The following is an 18,427-nucleotide window of genomic DNA, read 5'->3' on the forward strand; positions in this document are numbered from 1 at the left end:
TTAACTATCATAATAGTATATAATATGTCTGAAAATTTAATTGTACCAACAATGGCCCAAATGATGGCCGAAGGAAAACAACCTGAAATTTTATTTTGGGTAGGTTCTGCTGGTAGTTTCGATGACAGAGCAAAAAAAATCTCAAGAGCTTTCGTTAAAATTTTAAATAAAGCAAATGTAAATTTTGCAGTTTTAGGAACTGAAGAAAGTTGCACGGGTGATGTTGCAAAAAGAGCTGGAAATGAATTTCTATTTCAAATGCAAGCATTAATGAATATTGAATTGCTTAATGCTTACGAAGTAAAAAAAATTGTAACATGTGATCCTCATTCATTTAACTGTTTAAAAAATGAATATCCTAGTTTGGGTGGAAATTATGAAGTTTTGCACCACACTCAGTTTATTCAGCAACTTTTGAAAGAAGGGCGTATTGATTTTAATAAAGATACTTATAAAGGTAGTCGTATTACTTTTCATGATCCGTGTTATTTAGGTAGAGCTAACAATGAATACCAAGCTCCTAGAGAAATATTATCTCAAACAAATGCACAAATTGTTGAGATGAAGAGAAGTAAAAGTTCTGCTTTATGTTGTGGAGCTGGTGGAGCTCAAATGTTTAAAGAACCTGAAAAAGGGAATATGGAAATCAATGTTTTAAGAACACAAGATGCTCTTGAAACGACTCCCAATATTATAGCCACAGGTTGTCCTTATTGCAATACAATGATGACCGACGGAATAAAATTTGCACACAAAGAAAATGAAGTTAAAGTCTTAGATATTGCTGAAATAATTGCAAACGCACAAATTTTATAAATTAAAACCAAAACATGAAAAAAATCTTATTATTACTTGTCCTTGTAGGAAATGTTGCTTTTGCTCAAAAACTTACTAAAGATCAATTATCTGATAAATTAGCAGAAAAAGCTTGTGAATGTACTGAAAAACAAGAGCTTACAAAAGAAAATTTTGAATTAACCATCGGAATCTGTTTGATTGAAGGTATCAATGCTTATGAGAAAGATGTAGAAAAACATTATGGGAAAAATGTAATTTCTAACGATAAAAAAATGGAAGAGTTAGCAACTAATATTGGCGCTAGAATGGGATTAAAATGTCCGGCTGTTTTTAAATTTATGTTAGATGAAGAATCAGGAGAAGCTGAAGAAGTTGTTGATGCTGAAGAACTAACAATTTCTGGAAAAATTTCAGAAATTAAATCGGAGCAATTCATAACATTTATTGTAAAAGAAGATTCAGGTAAAACTAATCAATTCATCTTATTAAGTAGTTTTGATAATGCCTTTTTGTTAACGGATAAAGTCTTAAAAGCATCTGATGCTGTTGACGTTGTATATTATGAAATGGAATTGTTTGATGCTAAATTAGGCAAGTTTGTATCGTATAAAATTGTTACTGATATCATAAAAAAATAAACATGTTTGTACCATTTGATAGCTTACCAGAAGAATCAAAAATTTGGATTTATCAATCCAATAGAAAATTTTCTGACGAAGAAATTCAAGAAATTGAAAAAGATTTGACTTCTTTTTTAGAAGATTGGTCTGCTCACGGTCAACAATTAGAAGCTTCTTTTATAACAAAATACAATCGCTTTATAATTATTGCAGTAAATCAGGAAGTACAAGCCGCAACTGGATGTTCAATTGATGCTTCTGTTGCATTTATTCAAAATTTGGAGCAAAAATATGAAGTTGATTTATTGGATAAAATGAATGTAACCTTTAAAATGGGTGAACACGTTGCTTTTAAACCACTTATCGATTTCAAAAAATTAGCAAAAGAAAAAGCTGTTTCTGGAAATACTATTGTTTTCAATAATTTGGTAAACACATTAGGTGAATGGCAAGATTTTTGGGAAGTTCCAGCTAGCGAAAGTTGGCATAACAGATTTTTTTAGATTCATTTCTCAAAATATTTCATGGATAGCGATATATTCTTATTAAGTATTTCCGGGCATGACAAGCCCGGATTAACTTCTTCTTTAACTGCTGTTTTAGCAGAATATGATGCAAATGTTTTAGATATTGGTCAGGCTAATATTCACGACACACTTTCATTAGGTATTTTGTTTCAAATCAAATCGGGAAAAAAATCAGCTGCTGTACTAAAAGATATCTTATTCAAATCTTATGAATTGGGTATTAAGGCTAAATTCAAACCCATTTCGCTAGAAGATTACGAAAAATGGGTAAAACTCCAAGGTAAAGACCGTTATATCGTAACGCTTTTAGGTGAAAAATTAACTGCCGAACAAATTTCAGAAGTGACAAAAGTTATTTCTGAAAAAAACTTGAATATCGATGCAATCAAGCGTTTAACAGGTAGAGTTTCTTTAGTTAAAGAAGATGATTATCCAAGATCTTCAATTCAATTATCTATTCGCGGACAAATAAAAGATAAGTCTGAATTTACTGAAAAATTCATGGCAATTTCTTCCGAATTAAATCTAGATATCGCCTTTCAAGAAGATAATATCTTTAGAAGAAATCGTCGTTTAGTTTGCTTTGATATGGATTCTACTTTAATTCAAACCGAAGTAATTGATGAACTTGCCGAACTTGCTGGTGTTGGCAAACAAGTTAGAGCCATTACCGAATCTGCCATGCAAGGTGAAATCGACTTTCAAGAAAGTTTCAAACAAAGAATGCTACTTTTAAAAGGTTTAAGAGAAGAAGTTCTTGAAGAAGTTGCTGTTAATTTACCGATAACCAAAGGAGCTAGAAGATTAATCGATACTTTGAAATCGTATGGTTTTAAAACCGCAATTCTTTCTGGTGGATTTACTTATTTTGGAAAATATCTGCAAAAAGAATTGGGAATCGATTATGTTTATGCCAATGAATTAGAAATCAAAGACGGAGTTCTTACCGGAGGTTATCTTGGTGAAATTGTTGATGGTAATAAGAAAGCTGAATACCTAAAAGAAATTGCACTTAGAGAAGGAATTGATATTAACCAAACTATTGCTGTTGGTGATGGTGCTAACGATTTACCAATGCTTAATCTTGCTGGTTTAGGAATTGCTTTTCATGCAAAACCTAAAGTAAAAGATAATGCGCAAAGTTCAATTTCGAGCATTGGATTAGATGGTGTTTTGTATTTATTAGGCTATCACGACCGTCATATCGATTTGATAGATTAATTTTCAGGTCTTCCAAAAAAAGATTAGAAACTCTAGTTAACAACTTTCTTCATAAAATAAACCTAAAACGCTTTATTTTAAAGTAAAGATGTAGTATTTTGGCATGGATTTAGTTCTAAGTTAAAAAATCAAACTATAATTTATGCAAAGAGTGCTCACACTACTGTTTTCGGTAGTTTTTATACATATATCATTTTCCCAAAATACAACTAAACCTGTTTTAACTGCTAAAAAAGTAGTTTCACAACAAGTTTGGGTCGACAGTATTTACAATCAATTTTCATTTGAAGAAAAAGTAGGGCAGTTGTTTATGGTTGCGGCTTATTCTAATAAAGACGAAGCGCACAATAAATCAATCGATAAATTAGTAGAAGAATATAAAATTGGAGGATTAATTTTTTTTCAAGGTGGACCTGTGCGTCAGGCTAAGTTAACCAATCGTTTTCAAGCAAAATCAAAAGTGCCATTATTCATTGGAATTGATGCAGAATGGGGATTAAGTATGCGATTAGATTCTACGTATCGTTATCCTTGGAATATGACGCTTGGTGCTGTTCAAGATATGAAATTGATTGAAAAAGCTGGAAATCAAATGGCAAAACAATCAAAACGAATGGGAATTCATTTCAATTTTGCGCCAGTCGTTGACATTAATACCAATCCAAAAAATCCAATCATTGGAAATCGTTCGTTTGGTGAAACTAAAGAAAATGTGACCACAAGAGCTATTGCATTAATGAAAGGTCTTCAAGATGAAGGCGTTTACGCAACAGCGAAACATTTTCCAGGTCATGGAGACACTTCAACCGATTCGCATCATACCTTGCCGGTAGTTAATTTCGATAGAAAAAGATTAGATGATATTGAGTTGTATCCTTATAAAGAACTGATTAATAATGGTTTGTCGAGTGTAATGGTAGCGCATTTGAATGTGCCTAGTTTAGAACCAAGAGCCAATTATCCAACCTCAATTTCGTATCCAGTTGTTACTGATATCCTAAAAAATGAACTGCAATTTGAAGGTTTAATTTTTACCGATGCCTTGAATATGAAAGGTGCAAGTAATTTTAAAAAACCTGGAGATATTGACTTAGAGGCTTTTTTAGCTGGGAATGATGTATTGTTATTTGCTGAAAATGTTCCAGTTGCAATAAAAAAGTTCAAAGAAGCTTTTGACAAAGGAATTATTACCGAAGAACGTTTGATGTATTCGGTTAAAAAGATTTTGACTTATAAATACAAAGCTAATTTAAACAACTATCAACCCATTGTTTTGGATAATTTATACAAAGATTTGAATGCAGTTGAATATGATGCTTTAAATTACAAATTATATGAAAATGCAGTAACTGTAATTAAAAATCATGATAAGTTAATTCCGGTTCGCGATATTGAAAAAGAGAAAATTGCCTACATCAAATTAGGAAACGATAAATCAGATACGTTTTTGGCTAATTTGAGAAATTACGCTTCAGTAAGTGAAATTACTAACAAGAATTTAGATTCGGTTTTAGTACAATTACAAGATTATACAAAAGTAATCATTGGTTATCATAAACAAGATGGAGCATGGAGAAATCACAATTTGAACTTCAAAGAAATGTTGTGGATTAACCAGATTGCGAAACAAAATGATGTGATATTAACGTGTTTTACCAAACCATATTCATTAACCAATTTAAAAAATTTCGAAGATATTGAAACCATAGTAGTTGCCTATCAAAACAATGATATTGCTCAAACTATTGCGCCTCAAATTATCTTTGGATCAATGGGAGCAAAAGGAAAATTACCTGTTTCTATTGATGATGAATTTAAGGTAAATGAAGGAATCGAAACCTTAGAAATTAAACGTTTAGGATTTTCAATTCCAGAAAATGTTGGAATGAATTCAAAAGTTTTGACTAAAATTGATTCGATTGCCAACTATGCGATTTCTAAGAAAATGACACCTGGACTTCAAGTAGTTGTGGCTCGAAAAGGAAAAGTAATTTATCAAAAATCATTCGGAAATCATACGTATGAATCTACTCAAAAAGTTAATAATACAGATGTGTATGATATTGCTTCTTTAACCAAAATTGTTGCTACTTTGCCAAATGTAATGCAAGAATTTGATCAAGGTCATTTAACGTTGGAAACCAAGTTAAAAACCATGTTGCCAGAAGCTAAAAATTCAAACAAAGCAAATGCAACAGTTTTGGATATGTTAACGCATCAAGCTCGTTTTCAACCATGGATTCCGTTTTATAAAGCTACTTTAGATAGTTTAAATAGACCGAGTACACATTTTTATAGAAGTGAGTTTTCAGATGAATTTCCAGTTCATGTAGCTGATAAATTGTATTTGAGAAAAAATTATAATGATACGATTGTAAAAACCATTTTAGACAGTGAATTGTTGCCTAAAAAACAATATAAATACAGCGATTTTACTTTCATTCTTTTTAAAGAATATTTAGAATTACACAATAAAAAATCACTTGAAGATTTGGCACATGCTAATTTTTTCGAGCCATTAGGAGCTAATTCTATTATGTACAATCCATTGCGAAAAATGAATGCAAATAGAATTATTCCAACGGAAAATGACAACTATTTCAGACATCAGATAGTTCAAGGATATGTACACGATATGGCTGCTGCTATGCAAGGCGGAATTTCAGGTCATGCGGGTTTGTTTGCCAATGCTCTAGATGTTGCAAAAGTGATGCAAATGTTTCTTCAGAAAGGAAGTTATGGCGGAAGAACATATATTTCTGAAAGCACTTTTAATATTTTCAATACGTGTTATTTCTGTAAAGATGGGAATAGAAGAGGAGTTGGTTTCGATAAACCACAATTAGGAAACGAAGGTCCAACATGCGGTTGTGTTTCACTAACAAGTTTCGGTCATACCGGATTTACAGGAACCATGACTTGGGCTGATCCTGAAAAAGAAATTGTTTATGTTTTCTTATCTAACAGAACGTTTCCAGATTCTAATGCAACTAATAAATTATCAAAAGAAAATATTAGAGAAAATATTCAAAAAGTGATTTACGAAGCGATAATTGAGTAATTTTTGTAAATTTATTCAATACAATCTTCAACCAACTAATTATGACATCAGCAGCAACTACAGTAGATCAATACATCAACGAAGCTCCAGAAGATAGAAGAGAAGCGTTGCAAAAATTAAGAAATGTAATATTAGAAAATCTTCCCGAAGGTTTTCAAGAAGCTATGGGTTATGGTATGGCAGGTTATGTTGTGCCACATTCAATTTATCCAAAAGGATATCATTGTGATCCCAAGCAAGCTTTACCTTTTATGGGATTTGCGAGTCAAAAAAACAGCATCAATTTTTATCATATGGGTATTTATGCTAAGCCAGAATTATATGATTGGTTTGTTACTGAATATCCAAAATATTCGAAACAAAAATTAGATATTGGTAAAAGTTGTTTACGCATCAAAAAACCAGAAAACATTCCGTTTGAGTTAATAGGCGAGTTGGTGAAAAAAATCACGGTTGCCGATTGGATTACTACTTACGAATCTGAGTTTAAAAAATAATTTTAACAAATGTTTTATAATTGCCAATTCTAGAAGTGGTAATTTTATTTCAAAATTTACCTAAATGAAAATTGCTATAGTTTGTTATCCTACATTTGGTGGAAGCGGTGTTGTTGCGACTGAACTTGGTTTGGAATTAGCCAAAAGAGGTCACGAAATTCACTTCATTACTTACAGTCAACCCGTGCGATTAGCCTTGTTGAATCCAAATGTACATTATCACGAAGTTCACGTTCCAGAATATCCTTTGTTTCACTATCAACCTTATGAATTAGCACTTTCTAGCAAGTTGGTTGATATGGTGAAATTGTACAAAATTGATGTTTTACACGTACATTATGCCATTCCTCATGCGTATGCAGGTTATATGGCAAAACAGATGTTAGCCGATGAAGGTATTCATATTCCAATGGTGACTACTTTACACGGAACCGATATTACTTTGGTTGGAAATCATCCATTTTATAAGCCAGCAGTTAGTTTTAGTATTAATAAATCAGACGTGGTTACAAGTGTTTCTCAAAGTTTAAAAGACGATACGTATCGCTTGTTCGATATTAAAAATGAAATTGATGTTATTCCAAATTTTATTGAATTAAATAAAGACAAATTAAAAGAGAATATACCTTGTCATCGTTCTCTAATGGCACCAGATAATGAAAAAATCATTACTCATATTTCCAATTTCAGAAAAGTCAAACGAATAGATGATATCGTTAGAATCTTTTTTGAAATCCAAAAAGAAGTACCTTCAAAATTAATGATGGTAGGTGAAGGTCCTGAAAAAGAAGGAGCAGAGCAATTATGTGAACAATTAGGTATTCAAAACAAAGTCATTTTCTTTGGAAACAGTAACGAAATTGATAAGATTTTATGTTTCTCCGATTTATTCTTATTGCCATCCGAAACAGAAAGTTTTGGATTAGCCGCTTTGGAAGCTATGGCTTGTGGTGTTCCTGTTATTTCAAGTAATTCTGGTGGTCTGCCAGAGGTAAATAAAGATGGTTTTTCTGGATATTTAAGTGATGTAGGAGATGTTGCTAAAATGAGTAGTGATGCTATTTCACTTTTAAAAGATGAAAATAAGTTGGCTCAGTTTAAAGTAAATGCATTAGCAACGGCTAAACTTTTTGATATTCAAAACATTATGCCTTTATACGAACAAGTTTATTTTAAAGCCTTAAATAATTCGAAATAATGATTAAAATTTTACCTTTATTAGTCTTAATAATGTCTTGTAGCGCTCCAAAAGAAGTTACGGATAATTCATTCTCTGTTATTTACAAAAGTGAAATGGGTGGTGCTGAAAAACCTGGTCATCTATTAATTCAAGATAATGAAACCTATATTCAATTTATTGAATCGCTTAAATTGGATGAATCTGAATATGCTAAATTTTTAGCAGTAGATTTTAAAAAGAAGAATGTTTTGGTTTTGTATCAGGGTCAAAAAAATTCAGGAGGCTTTGGTATTGATATTGAATCTGTGTTAAATGAAAATAATTCTATAATTGTTAAGAAAATAGAAATAGGTCCTAAAAAAGGGGAAGTGGCAACAACAGTTATTACATCACCTTATTGTATAGCTTTAATTCCCAAAGGAGATAAAATAATAATTGAATAAAAAAAGTCCCAATTTAATTGGGACTTTTTTTCTATAATTAAAATCGGTATCTAATTCCTAATGCGATATCTGGACCAAAACTATCTTCTCTAAATTGGTTATCACCACTATTGTTTAAATAGAATTCAGGTCTAATGTCTAATGATAATTGAATTGGTGCTTCATTAAAATTATACTCAATTCCTAAATCTCCAGCAACTAAAGCAAATGCTCCGCTGTCGCTAATTCCATTTTTGTCATAACTCCAGCTTCCTAAACCAGCACCAACACCAGCATACCAGTTGAAACCGCCTTCAATGTTCCAAACCCATTGATATAAACCAACTAATTTTAAAGCATCAACATCTTTGCTGTTTCTCCATCCTAAATCAAATTCTAAACGATTGTTAGAACCAATTCCTCTTTGATAAGAAATTTCTCCTCCGAAACCATCATTGTCTCCAATACGTAATCCCAATGCGTTTTTAGAAATGTCCTGAGCTTGTGCGTTAAATGCTAACCCAATTAGCATAAAAGCAGATAAAAATAATTTCTTCATATTAAATGTTTTTACAAATATAGCTAAATTTTTACAAATTTCATGCCAATTTAGTCAATCATATAAATATCAAGGTACTCTTTTTGGTTTTGTGTTCCTGTTGCAGGTATACCAAATTGTTCAGCTACAGTTGAATTTATAGAATAAGAAGTATCTGTATTAGTATAAACAACTCCAATTCCTTCTGCAGTATATAAGGTAGAAATTATTAAGTCTTGTGGAGCTAAAACAGTAATTGGAATTGTAAAACCACCAACAGTTTGTTCAGTTGTGACAGATACATTAAGCTTAATTTTTGTTGCTTTTACATTATTGTAAGCCTCACCATTAGGTGAAGTAAACGTAGTAAAGCTTTCTCCTCCATAACTTTGTAATGAATAGTTAATTGTTAACGGAAATCCATTGAATGTTTCTTGAATAGTTCCTGTTACAGGATTACTGTTTAAAGCTTGATTATTAGATGCATTACTATTAAAAATAACAAAATCATCTAAGGATAAATCAAAATTAATTGGTAAATTTTGACCAGATGCTAAAGACAAATCTCCTGATAATAATAATTTTGAGTCACTTTTTCGCACACCATTATTTCGTAAAGATGATGAATAAAATCCTGTAGCAACATCATCTCTAGTTTGAAATTTTTTATAGGTTTTTGTATTAAAAACAACATCTCCAGAAATATACAAAGAATCACGAGTAAAAGTTCCTTCACTATCAACATCGTAAGTCCAATAATTTCCATCAGTTAAAGGAATTGTAAAATTATCAGCTCCATTTCCGTTTTCATCGTCATTAGAACAAGAAATAAATAATGAAGAGACACATAAAAATGTTAATAATATTGTTTTTTTCATATTGAGTTAAGTTAAATTAGTAAGCTAATATAGTATTTTTACTTAATTAATTGAGAATTTTCAATACAATTTTTACTCATAGTATTTTATCTAAACTATTTTTTAAATTATCATTACATTTGTTAATATTTATCAATTTAATTAACGTAGTCTTTAGTTATGGCAGGAAATACTTTTGGAAAATTATTAAAATTAACCACTTTTGGAGAATCTCATGGAGAAGCTTTAGGAGGAATTATTGATGGGTGTCCAGCTGGAATTCATTTAGATTTTGATTTTATTCAAGCCGAAATGCAAAGAAGAAAACCTGGTCAATCTTCTATTGTTACACAACGAAAAGAAGAAGACGAAGTACAGTTTCTATCTGGAATTTTTGAAGGTAAAACTACAGGAACTCCAATTGGTTTTATTATTCCAAATACCAATCAAAAGTCAGATGATTATTCGCATATAAAAGACTCGTACCGACCAAGTCATGCCGATTATGTATACGAACAAAAATACGGCATTCGTGATTATCGTGGTGGAGGAAGAAGTTCGGCTCGCGAAACCGCAAGTAGAGTAGTAGGTGGTGCCATTGCAAAGCAAATTATTGCTGAAATTAAAATAAACGCTTTTGTTTCATCTGTAGGCGAAATTTTCATTGATAAACCTTATCAAGATTTAGATTTTTCAAAAATTGAAAGTAACTCAGTTCGTTGTCCAGATTTGGCCACAGCTGAAAAAATGGAAAATCATATAAAAGAAATTAAAAAACAAGGTGATACTGTCGGAGGAACAATTACTTGTGTAATTCAAAATGTGCCAATAGGTTTAGGAGAACCTGTTTTTGATAAATTACATGCCGAATTAGGAAAAGCAATGCTTTCAATAAATGCAGTAAAAGGATTTGAATTTGGTAGCGGATTTTGTGGAGCCAAAATGAAAGGAAGTGAGCACAACGATTCATATAATACTGATGGAACTACAAAAAGTAATCTTTCAGGAGGAATTCAAGGCGGAATCTCAAATGGGATGGATATTTATTTTCGAGTAGCATTTAAACCTGTTGCAACATTGATTCAAAAACAAGAAGTTTTAACGAATCAGGGTGATATTATAGAGCAGCAGGGAAAAGGCCGACATGATCCATGTGTGGTTCCAAGAGCGGTCCCTATCGTAGAGGCTATGGCAGCTTTAGTAATTGCAGATTATTTTTTATTAAATAAAATGTATTCATAAAAAACAATGAATATCTTTATTTAAGATTCGGTTAAAATGTAGATTTATTTTAGAATAAAATGCACAATAAAAATAAAAAACCCTGTAAAATCAATACTTTACAGGGTTTTCTGTGGAGCAGAGTAGAGGTGTTTCGAACTTTTTTAAGGAAGATCTGAGACAATTATATTTGATATTTCTAAAATTCCAATGACAAAATCAATTGAAAACAAGAAGAAATGACCTTGGTCTTAATTCGTTTTCTTATAGCTCCACACAGCTAAGCCATTAATTAATATTGCAAAAATTAAAATTACTACTAAATTAGGTAGTACTTCTTTAAGGCCAGCACCTTTTAATAAAACCATTCTTATAAACTCAACGAAGTAACGAATAGGATTTAATAAGGTGATGTTTTGAGCCCATTTTGGCATACTTTCAATAGGTGTAAATAAACCACTCATTAATATAAAAATTACCATAAAAAACCACGCAATAAACATCGCTTGTTGTTGTGTTTCAGTGTGGTTAGAAATATAAAGTCCAAATCCTAAAATTAAGAGTAAATAAATAGAAGTAAATCCATAAACTAAAAGAATACTTCCTAACATTGGAACATTAAAAACTACTTTTGAAATAACTAATCCAACACTCAATATAATAAGTCCAAGCACCCAAAAAGGGAATAATTTTCCAATTATGAATTGATATTTTTTAATAGGTGTAACATTAATTTGTTCTAAAGTTCCTAATTCTTTTTCTCTAACAATATTCATAGCTGAAAGAAAAAGCGTTAGCATTGTTACCAATAAAACTAATATTCCAGGTACCATAAAGGTCTTGTAATTTAAAGTGTTATTATACCAAAATGAGGGTATAGTTTCAATCCTACTAAGAATAATTTGATTTTCAGTTGTATTATAAATTTTAACAGCAATATCTTGATTTACTTGTTGTACTATTTGAGAGACATAAACATTTTGAACTCCTGCTGTAGCAGCATCTATGGCATTAATTTGGATTTGTAATTCTGCTTTTTTTTCGTTTTGAAGCATTTTTTCAAATTGATTGGGAATTTCTATCACAATGTCTGTACTTCCTTTTTGTAAAAAATCTAAACCTTCTTTTGGGTTTGTAAGTTCTTTAGTCACACTAAAATAACTGTTAGCATTAAATTTATCTTTTAAAACACGTGAAGAAATAGAATTATCTGAATCTATAAATGAAATTCTAATGTTTTTGACATCAAAAGTTGCTGCATTAGAAAGGATTAATAGTTGTAATATTGGTAATATAAATATCAATCTCAGCATGCTTTTATCTCTAAAAATTTGCTTAAACTCTTTCTGTATTATGAATAAAATAGTTCTCATTTTTTAAATTTTTATTCTAATCGGGTTTTGTAATTTTTGATACTTAGCCCAATAAAAATCAATGTCATTAATGTCAAAATCAATGTTTCTTTGATAATATAGCTTATTCCTACTCCTTTAAGCATAATTGATTTTACAATAATAATAAACCATTTTGCGGGAATTATATTACTCATAATTTGCATGGGTAATGGCATGGACGAAATAGGAAAAATAAACCCTGAAAGTATTATAACAGGAAGCATTAACCCCATTAAAGAAAGCATCATTGCGGTTTGTTGCGAATTTGAAACTGTTGAAATCAAAATACCTAATGAAAGTGCCGTAATGATAAATAGAATACTTTCAAAAGCTAATAAAAAAAGACTTCCTCTCATTGGCATTCCAAAAATAAAATAGCCCATTGAAACAATAACAACGGCATTTATAATTGATAAAAAAACGTAAGGAAAAACTTTTCCAATAATCACCTGAAAAGGTTTTAGAGGTGAAACCAATAATACTTCCATAGTTCCTAATTCTTTTTCTCTTGTAATAGAGATAGAGGTCATCATGGCAGAAACTAACATTAAAATCACTGTCATTACACCAGGTACAAAGTTAAAAACGCTTTTTAGTTCAGCATTGTATAACATTCGAGTTTGCATAACAATTGAAACACTTTGTTCTTGAGTTGTGTTTTTTTGATTTTGATAATTTTGAATTATTGATTGTGTATAGTTTGTAATAGTATTAGCAACATTAGGTTCTGTTGCATCGGTAATAACTTGAACAGTTGCTTTTTTTTGATTTTCTAATTTTTTTGCAAAGTCTCTTTCAAATAGTAATACAGCTTTTATTTTTCCATTTTTGAATTCGGATTCAATAGCTTTTTCATTATCTATTTGATTCTCTATATTAAAATATTTTGATGCTTTTATTTTTTGGATAATTTTCTCAGATTCAGCATCTTTTGCATAATCTAAAATGGCAATATCTACATTGTTGATTTCGTTTGTTATAGCAAAGCCAAACAGTAAAATTTGAGCAATTGGCATACCAAATAGGATAAACAATGATCGTTTGTCTCTAAAAATATGGTAGAATTCTTTTTTTACAAAACCTTTAAATCGTTTCATAGTATATATTTTTATTCAATATTTCGAGCTAATTTTAAGAATACTTCATTCATAGAGTCCACATCAAATTGCTTTTTTAAGTTTTTAGGTGTATCCAAGGCTTCAATAACACCGTCTACCATAATAGAAACACGATCACAATATTCGGCTTCATCCATGTAATGTGTGGTTACAAAAATAGTGGTTCCTTTATCTGCTTCCGTATAGATAAGTTCCCAAAATTGTCTTCTGGTTATAGGGTCTACACCACCTGTAGGTTCATCTAAAAAAACAATTTTTGGTTCATGTAACAAAGAAACTGAAAAAGCTAGTTTTTGTTTCCATCCCAATGGTAATGATCCTACTCTTGATTTTGTAATATCTCCTAATTGCAATTCTTCAATAAGTTCAGCTGTTTTTTTCTTAATTTGTTTTCTTGAAAGACCATAAATTCCTCCAAAAAAGGTAATATTTTCCTTAACAGTTAAGTCATCGTACATTGAAAATTTTTGGCTCATGTAGCCAATACTTTTTTTAACTTCGTCGCTTTGGGTATGCACATCAAAACCCGCCACGTTTGCATTACCGCTTGAAGGATTTGAAATACCTATTAGCATTTTCATTGCTGTAGTTTTTCCTGCGCCATTTGCTCCAAGAAAGCCAAAAATTTCGCCCTTATTCACATGAAAAGAAATTCCTTTTACAGCAGTAAAATCACCAAATTTTTTGGTAAGATTTTCTACTTCTATGACTTTTTCATTACTAATATGGTTTACCATTTTTTCATTTTTTATAAATCCATAAAAACATCTTCAATTGTTGTAGTTGCTTTTTGAATAATAATATTTGTATGCTGTTTTTCTTCGAGATAAATTTTTAATTTTTGAAGATCTAATTCGATATTATTGTCGATGTAATGCACATACTCGCCAAATGCAAAAACACTATATTGAGTTGGGAATTTTTTTAAATGTTCAATCAATTGATGCATTTTATTGGTTTTTATGTCATAAATCGTTTTTTCGTATGAGCTAACTATATTTTCGGGGGTATCAATTTTTAGAATTTCACCTTTTTGAATTAAGGCGATTCGGTCACACAAAACCGCTTCGTCCATATATGGAGTAGATACTAAAATTGTAATTCCTTTTTGTTTTAAGCGTTTTAGCATTTCCCAAAATTCTTTTCTTGAAACGGGATCTACACCAGTTGTAGGTTCGTCTAAAAATAATACTTCTGGTTTGTGAATTAAGGCACAACAAAGCGCTAATTTTTGTTTCATCCCACCTGATAATGCACCAGCTCTTCGATTTTTAAAAGGTTCTATTTGCACGTAAATATCTTCAATCAAATCGTAATTTTCTTCAATAGTTGTTCCGAAAATTGTCGCAAAAAAAGCTAAATTTTCAGCAATCGTTAAATCTTGGTATAACGAGAATTTTCCGGGCATATAACCTACTGAATTTCGAATTTCTTTTACGTTTTTTATTATATCGTGCCCTGCAACAATAGCATTACCTTCGTTTGGAATCAATAATGTAGTTAAGGTTCTAAAAAGCGTTGTTTTTCCAGCACCGTCGGGACCAATTAAGCCAAACAATTCTCCGCTTTTCACTTCAAATGAAATGTTTTGTATGGCAGAAACATTTTTAAATGATTTTGATATGTTTTGTACTGAAATACTCATTTCGCTTTATTTTATCAAAAGAAAGTTACTTTCTTCATGAGCGTCAATCCAATGTTTTATGTTGATAGGAATATTTACATAACTACCAGATTTTAGATTTATTTTTTCTCCTTTTTCATCATTATAAGTTGCATTTCCAGATACACAAACTAAGAGTGCTGGTACTTTTGTTATATGCTCTGCTAATTGTTCATTTTTTGCTATTTGTAATGAAATTACTTTAGCCTCTGTTGGTTGAAATAAAATTTGAGTTTGTACTGCTTTTTGTTCAGTATGTAGGCTTTTTAAATTCATAGTATTTGTTGTTTTTAAATTTGATTCAGATGTTTTACATCCAATAACTATTGATAATACTGCGATTATGGCAATTTGTTTCATTCTTTTATTTTTTTTGATTAATTAATACTATTTATTTTATCCAGATTTCTGCAGGCATTCCAATTTTTAAGCTTCCATCATTTTTTACTCTTATCTTAACTGCATAAACCAGATTAGCTCTTTCTTCTTTGGTTTGTATAATTTTCGGCGTAAATTCTGCTTGTGAACTTATCCATATAATGTTTCCAATATACTCTTTGGTTTGTTCAAAATCATCTATTTTTACTTTAACTTGTTGTCCAATTTTAATACTTGATAATTGAGTTTCTGAAATATAAACACGTAGATTCATTTCTTCAAGATTGGCAATCTTGTAAAGTGGTTTTCCAAATGTTGTAACTTCATTAGGTTCAGCATACTTAGTTAAAACAGTTCCTTTAATAGGGTTTACTAAATTGCATTTTTTTATTTGATCGTTAATTTTTTCAATTTGCACCGAAAATGAATTGGCTTCATTTTTAATAGGTGCATTTTGAGTTCCCACACCTTTAATTTGTTCTTCAATGACTTTTACTTTTCCATTAATTTCATCAACTTGCCTTTTTGTAGCAGCATTTTCTGAAAACATATTTTTAATTCGGGTTTGTTCTATTTTTGCTGTTTTTAATTGTTCTTGTAAAACTTGTTTTTGAGACAACACATTTCCTGATTTTGAACTAACTGTTTTTTGAGATGCTATAAGTTGCATTTTAGTATAATATAATTGCAAAGTATCAATTAAACCAACAGTTTTACCTTTTTCCACAACGTCACCCTCTTCGAGGTTTAGAAACTCAATTTTTCCATTACTCTCAGACGAAACAGTTATTTCTGTAGTTTCAAAATTTCCATAAGCATCTGCTTTTTCATTATTTTTATTGCAACTTATTATAAACATTGCTAATACAAGTAAGGCTATATTTTTCATTTTAATTTCCTTTAATAATTTGATAATTTGCTTGAGTTAATTGTAGCTGTATTTGGTGTGATTTTTGATTGTTTTTTGATTCAAAAAGTTTATCAATTTCATTTAAATATTCCGAAGTTGTAATAACACCATTTTTCATTTGAGCTTCAGACGATTTTACTATTTTTTGGCGTAAATCAATTATTTCTTCATCCGATTTTAGTTGTTGATTTATTTTTTGAATTTCAAAATCTGTTTCTTGTAATTGTCTATTTAAGTTTAATTGAAAAGTTTCTTTTTCAGATGCTATTAATTGTTTTGATATTTCAAGAACTTCTTTTTCTTTTTTTGTTTTATTCCAATCAAATAATGTCCAATTCAATCGAATTCCTGTCACATAAAAAGCTTCAAATGAATTATTTAGCATGTTCAATGCGGGGTTTCCGTAACCGCCTTGTATAAAAGCATTTAATTTAGGGAGATTTGATTTAGAAACGATGATTTGTGAAGCTTCTAATTGCTGGTTTTGTAAATTAAAAAAATCAAATTCAGGACGTAATGCTTCTGTAGTTTCTAATGATATTGAATTTTCTAAAATTGTATTCTCATCAAAATTTGTTGCGGTTAATTTTTCTAGATGATACAGTAGTTTTCTTTTATCAAATTGTAAATCGTTTATTTGTTGTTGAATTTTAATGATTTCAGCTTCTAAAACTTGCTCAGAAGCTGGCAATATTGCACCGAATTTAACAGCCGTTTTCACTTCTTTGTTCTTCTCTATTAATAAACTCATTTTTGATTGCAATAATTCATTTTTTTCTTGCAATAATAAGATGCCAAAAAAGTATTGGTTAACAATATTTTTTAATTGATATAGAGACACTTCAATTTGTTGTTGTTGTGTTTTAAATTGAATTTCTTTTAGTTTTGACTGAGCATTTAACAATCCACCATTATAAATCAGCTGATTGACATCAAGAGTTGCTCTGTATTGGTCTTTGTTTAATGGCTCTACAGTTGCATTAGGTATTGAAAATGGAATTTGTGTTACTTCTGACTGATAGGTTGCTTGAGCGTTTAATGATACTTTTGGTAATTTATCTAATCCTATTATTTCATTTTGTAATTTGAGCTGAGAATTTAAAGCTTCATTTTGTTTAGATAACGGATAATTAATTCGTACTAATTCATAACATTTATCAAGAGAAATTTTCTCTTGTGCATTTGTATAACCATACAAGGTTACAAAAAAGATTAAGATTAGATTTTTCATTACTTTTTAATTGAGGTGATAATTTGTTCGTAAATATATTTTTTACGTTCTTCCATTAGTTGCATAAATTCTTCATTAGATACCTGAATCATACCTTTAAGCAAAGCTTGAGCTGCAAAAGGAAAAACTGTCATTGAAAAAATATCTATCAATAATTGTTTTGGATTAATTGGTTTTAGAATACCTAACTTGATTTCATTTTCAATTTGATGAATTAATTTTGTTGGATCTGGTCGATTCTCTTTTTTAAGAAATTTTGTAACAAACTCAGGGTTATTATTCATTTCCTGAATTATGAATTGTGGTAAGAATGGATAATTCATTACAAATGAAATATAACTATCAGTGAATTTTTTTATCTTTTCAAAGATGGAATCTTGAGATTTAAATATTTCATTTATTTGTGGAGCTAATTTTCCAAATGCATTCATAAATACAGCTTCAAATAATAACTCTTTGTTTTTGAAACAATAGTGAAGCATGGCCTTATTTATACCTGCTTCATCTGCAATTTCTTGCATTCTTGCTCCTTTAAACCCTTTTAATTGGAATACTCTAAATGCAGCCTCAAATATTTTTTCTTCTGTTGTCATAAGTTAACTATTTGGTTTAACCATTTGGTTAACAAATGTACTTTTTTTATTTCAGTTTAACTATTAATAAATCATTTTAATATTTTTTTAACTTTTTTTTGAAACATGATTTTTATCATATTAAAGGATGTTTTTGTCTTTTAATTTTGACCTATAAAATGATAGTAACGAAACTATTATTTAAACCAATATTTAAAA

General features: G+C 30.1%; 19 protein-coding genes. 9 read left to right on the top strand and 10 right to left on the bottom strand.

All coding sequences use genetic code 11. The annotated features are described in order from the left end of the window. Window positions 1-24 precede the first annotated feature (24 nt). The 8 genes from C8D80_RS01695 to C8D80_RS01730 all read left to right on the top strand — a co-directional run bounded on the left by C8D80_RS01695 (window position 25) and on the right by C8D80_RS01730 (window position 8,347). The gene (locus C8D80_RS01695) at window positions 25-816 is read left to right on the top strand and encodes a (Fe-S)-binding protein (RefSeq protein ID WP_133606721.1); all 792 of its coding nucleotides are present in this window, start codon (window positions 25-27) and stop codon (window positions 814-816) included. Window positions 817-830: 14 nt separating this feature from the next. Next, the gene (locus C8D80_RS01700; RefSeq protein WP_133606723.1) at window positions 831-1,436 is read left to right on the top strand and encodes a hypothetical protein; all 606 of its coding nucleotides are present in this window, start codon (window positions 831-833) and stop codon (window positions 1,434-1,436) included. Between the two features lie 2 nt (window positions 1,437-1,438). Beyond that, window positions 1,439-1,921, top strand: a complete 483-nt coding sequence (locus C8D80_RS01705) for an ABC transporter ATPase (RefSeq protein WP_133606725.1) — start codon at window positions 1,439-1,441, stop codon at window positions 1,919-1,921. A gap of 21 nt (window positions 1,922-1,942) precedes the next feature. Continuing rightward, entirely contained in the window at window positions 1,943-3,166 is a 1,224-nt protein-coding gene (gene serB, locus C8D80_RS01710) for a phosphoserine phosphatase SerB (RefSeq protein WP_133606727.1), read from the top strand. Window positions 3,167-3,308: 142 nt separating this feature from the next. Further along, window positions 3,309-6,227: a glycoside hydrolase family 3 N-terminal domain-containing protein gene (locus C8D80_RS01715; RefSeq protein ID WP_133606729.1), complete on the top strand. Its 2,919-nt coding sequence runs from the start codon at window positions 3,309-3,311 to the stop codon at window positions 6,225-6,227. A gap of 41 nt (window positions 6,228-6,268) precedes the next feature. Beyond that, a complete protein-coding gene (locus C8D80_RS01720; RefSeq protein ID WP_133606731.1) occupies window positions 6,269-6,724 on the top strand; it encodes a DUF1801 domain-containing protein in 456 nt (151 codons plus the stop codon). A 64-nt stretch (window positions 6,725-6,788) separates the two neighbouring features. Further along, on the top strand, window positions 6,789-7,922 hold the full coding sequence (bshA, locus tag C8D80_RS01725; protein ID WP_133606734.1) for an N-acetyl-alpha-D-glucosaminyl L-malate synthase BshA: 1,134 nt from the start codon (window positions 6,789-6,791) through the stop codon (window positions 7,920-7,922). Then, window positions 7,922-8,347: a protease complex subunit PrcB family protein gene (locus C8D80_RS01730; RefSeq protein ID WP_133606736.1), complete on the top strand. Its 426-nt coding sequence runs from the start codon at window positions 7,922-7,924 to the stop codon at window positions 8,345-8,347. Before bshA ends, C8D80_RS01730 begins: the two co-directional genes overlap by 1 nt. A 37-nt stretch (window positions 8,348-8,384) precedes the next feature. Here C8D80_RS01730 and C8D80_RS01735 read toward each other — a convergent pair whose 3' ends face one another. After that, window positions 8,385-8,885: an outer membrane protein gene (locus tag C8D80_RS01735; protein ID WP_133606738.1), complete on the bottom strand. Its 501-nt coding sequence runs from the start codon at window positions 8,883-8,885 to the stop codon at window positions 8,385-8,387. 50 nt (window positions 8,886-8,935) lie between these two features. Continuing rightward, window positions 8,936-9,742, bottom strand: coding sequence for a hypothetical protein (locus C8D80_RS01740; RefSeq protein WP_133606740.1), 807 nt, complete (start codon window positions 9,740-9,742; stop codon window positions 8,936-8,938). 159 nt (window positions 9,743-9,901) lie between these two features. Here C8D80_RS01740 and aroC point away from each other — a divergent pair, with 159 nt between their 5' ends. Then, complete coding sequence (gene aroC, locus C8D80_RS01745; RefSeq protein ID WP_133606742.1) at window positions 9,902-10,963, top strand: chorismate synthase; 1,062 nt, start codon at window positions 9,902-9,904, stop codon at window positions 10,961-10,963. 230 nt (window positions 10,964-11,193) lie between these two features. On the opposite strand, the gene C8D80_RS01750 is transcribed toward aroC, so the two are convergent. From C8D80_RS01750 to C8D80_RS01785, 8 genes are read right to left on the bottom strand one after another with little or no spacing between them, the layout of a single operon-like run. Next, complete coding sequence (locus C8D80_RS01750) at window positions 11,194-12,315, bottom strand: ABC transporter permease (RefSeq protein ID WP_133606744.1); 1,122 nt, start codon at window positions 12,313-12,315, stop codon at window positions 11,194-11,196. 11 nt (window positions 12,316-12,326) lie between these two features. Next, window positions 12,327-13,433: an ABC transporter permease gene (locus C8D80_RS01755; RefSeq protein ID WP_133606746.1), complete on the bottom strand. Its 1,107-nt coding sequence runs from the start codon at window positions 13,431-13,433 to the stop codon at window positions 12,327-12,329. Window positions 13,434-13,444: 11 nt separating this feature from the next. Then, entirely contained in the window at window positions 13,445-14,191 is a 747-nt protein-coding gene (locus C8D80_RS01760) for an ABC transporter ATP-binding protein (RefSeq protein WP_394364572.1), read from the bottom strand. 11 nt (window positions 14,192-14,202) lie between these two features. Further along, entirely contained in the window at window positions 14,203-15,099 is an 897-nt protein-coding gene (locus C8D80_RS01765) for an ABC transporter ATP-binding protein (RefSeq protein ID WP_133606748.1), read from the bottom strand. 6 nt (window positions 15,100-15,105) lie between these two features. Beyond that, the gene (locus C8D80_RS01770) at window positions 15,106-15,477 is read right to left on the bottom strand and encodes a cupin domain-containing protein (protein ID WP_242004794.1); all 372 of its coding nucleotides are present in this window, start codon (window positions 15,475-15,477) and stop codon (window positions 15,106-15,108) included. A 31-nt stretch (window positions 15,478-15,508) separates the two neighbouring features. Then, window positions 15,509-16,384, bottom strand: a complete 876-nt coding sequence (locus C8D80_RS01775; RefSeq protein ID WP_133606750.1) for an HlyD family secretion protein — start codon at window positions 16,382-16,384, stop codon at window positions 15,509-15,511. A 1-nt stretch (window position 16,385) separates the two neighbouring features. Then, complete coding sequence (locus C8D80_RS01780) at window positions 16,386-17,636, bottom strand: TolC family protein (protein ID WP_133606752.1); 1,251 nt, start codon at window positions 17,634-17,636, stop codon at window positions 16,386-16,388. After that, entirely contained in the window at window positions 17,636-18,229 is a 594-nt protein-coding gene (locus C8D80_RS01785; RefSeq protein ID WP_133606754.1) for a TetR/AcrR family transcriptional regulator, read from the bottom strand. Before C8D80_RS01785 ends, C8D80_RS01780 begins: the two co-directional genes overlap by 1 nt. Between the last annotated feature and the right edge of the window lie 198 nt (window positions 18,230-18,427).

Origin of the sequence: Flavobacterium cheniae, from assembly GCF_004363695.1 — a bacterium.
Classification (GTDB): Bacteria; Bacteroidota; Bacteroidia; order Flavobacteriales; family Flavobacteriaceae; genus Flavobacterium; species Flavobacterium cheniae.

Bases quoted from the DNA above. Each gene is read 5' to 3' on its own strand.
- C8D80_RS01695 (WP_133606721.1), top strand. From the start codon at position 25: ATGTCTGAAAATTTAATTGTACCAACAATGGCCCAAATGATGGCCGAA.
- C8D80_RS01700 (WP_133606723.1), top strand. From the start codon at position 831: ATGAAAAAAATCTTATTATTACTTGTCCTTGTAGGAAATGTTGCTTTT.
- C8D80_RS01705 (WP_133606725.1), top strand. From the start codon at position 1,439: ATGTTTGTACCATTTGATAGCTTACCAGAAGAATCAAAAATTTGGATT.
- serB (WP_133606727.1), top strand. From the start codon at position 1,943: ATGGATAGCGATATATTCTTATTAAGTATTTCCGGGCATGACAAGCCC.
- C8D80_RS01715 (WP_133606729.1), top strand. From the start codon at position 3,309: ATGCAAAGAGTGCTCACACTACTGTTTTCGGTAGTTTTTATACATATA.
- C8D80_RS01720 (WP_133606731.1), top strand. From the start codon at position 6,269: ATGACATCAGCAGCAACTACAGTAGATCAATACATCAACGAAGCTCCA.
- bshA (WP_133606734.1), top strand. From the start codon at position 6,789: ATGAAAATTGCTATAGTTTGTTATCCTACATTTGGTGGAAGCGGTGTT.
- C8D80_RS01730 (WP_133606736.1), top strand. From the start codon at position 7,922: ATGATTAAAATTTTACCTTTATTAGTCTTAATAATGTCTTGTAGCGCT.
- C8D80_RS01735 (WP_133606738.1), bottom strand. From the start codon at position 8,885: ATGAAGAAATTATTTTTATCTGCTTTTATGCTAATTGGGTTAGCATTT.
- C8D80_RS01740 (WP_133606740.1), bottom strand. From the start codon at position 9,742: ATGAAAAAAACAATATTATTAACATTTTTATGTGTCTCTTCATTATTT.
- aroC (WP_133606742.1), top strand. From the start codon at position 9,902: ATGGCAGGAAATACTTTTGGAAAATTATTAAAATTAACCACTTTTGGA.
- C8D80_RS01750 (WP_133606744.1), bottom strand. From the start codon at position 12,315: ATGAGAACTATTTTATTCATAATACAGAAAGAGTTTAAGCAAATTTTT.
- C8D80_RS01755 (WP_133606746.1), bottom strand. From the start codon at position 13,433: ATGAAACGATTTAAAGGTTTTGTAAAAAAAGAATTCTACCATATTTTT.
- C8D80_RS01760 (WP_394364572.1), bottom strand. From the start codon at position 14,191: ATGGTAAACCATATTAGTAATGAAAAAGTCATAGAAGTAGAAAATCTT.
- C8D80_RS01765 (WP_133606748.1), bottom strand. From the start codon at position 15,099: ATGAGTATTTCAGTACAAAACATATCAAAATCATTTAAAAATGTTTCT.
- C8D80_RS01770 (WP_242004794.1), bottom strand. From the start codon at position 15,477: ATGAAACAAATTGCCATAATCGCAGTATTATCAATAGTTATTGGATGT.
- C8D80_RS01775 (WP_133606750.1), bottom strand. From the start codon at position 16,384: ATGAAAAATATAGCCTTACTTGTATTAGCAATGTTTATAATAAGTTGC.
- C8D80_RS01780 (WP_133606752.1), bottom strand. From the start codon at position 17,636: ATGAAAAATCTAATCTTAATCTTTTTTGTAACCTTGTATGGTTATACA.
- C8D80_RS01785 (WP_133606754.1), bottom strand. From the start codon at position 18,229: ATGACAACAGAAGAAAAAATATTTGAGGCTGCATTTAGAGTATTCCAA.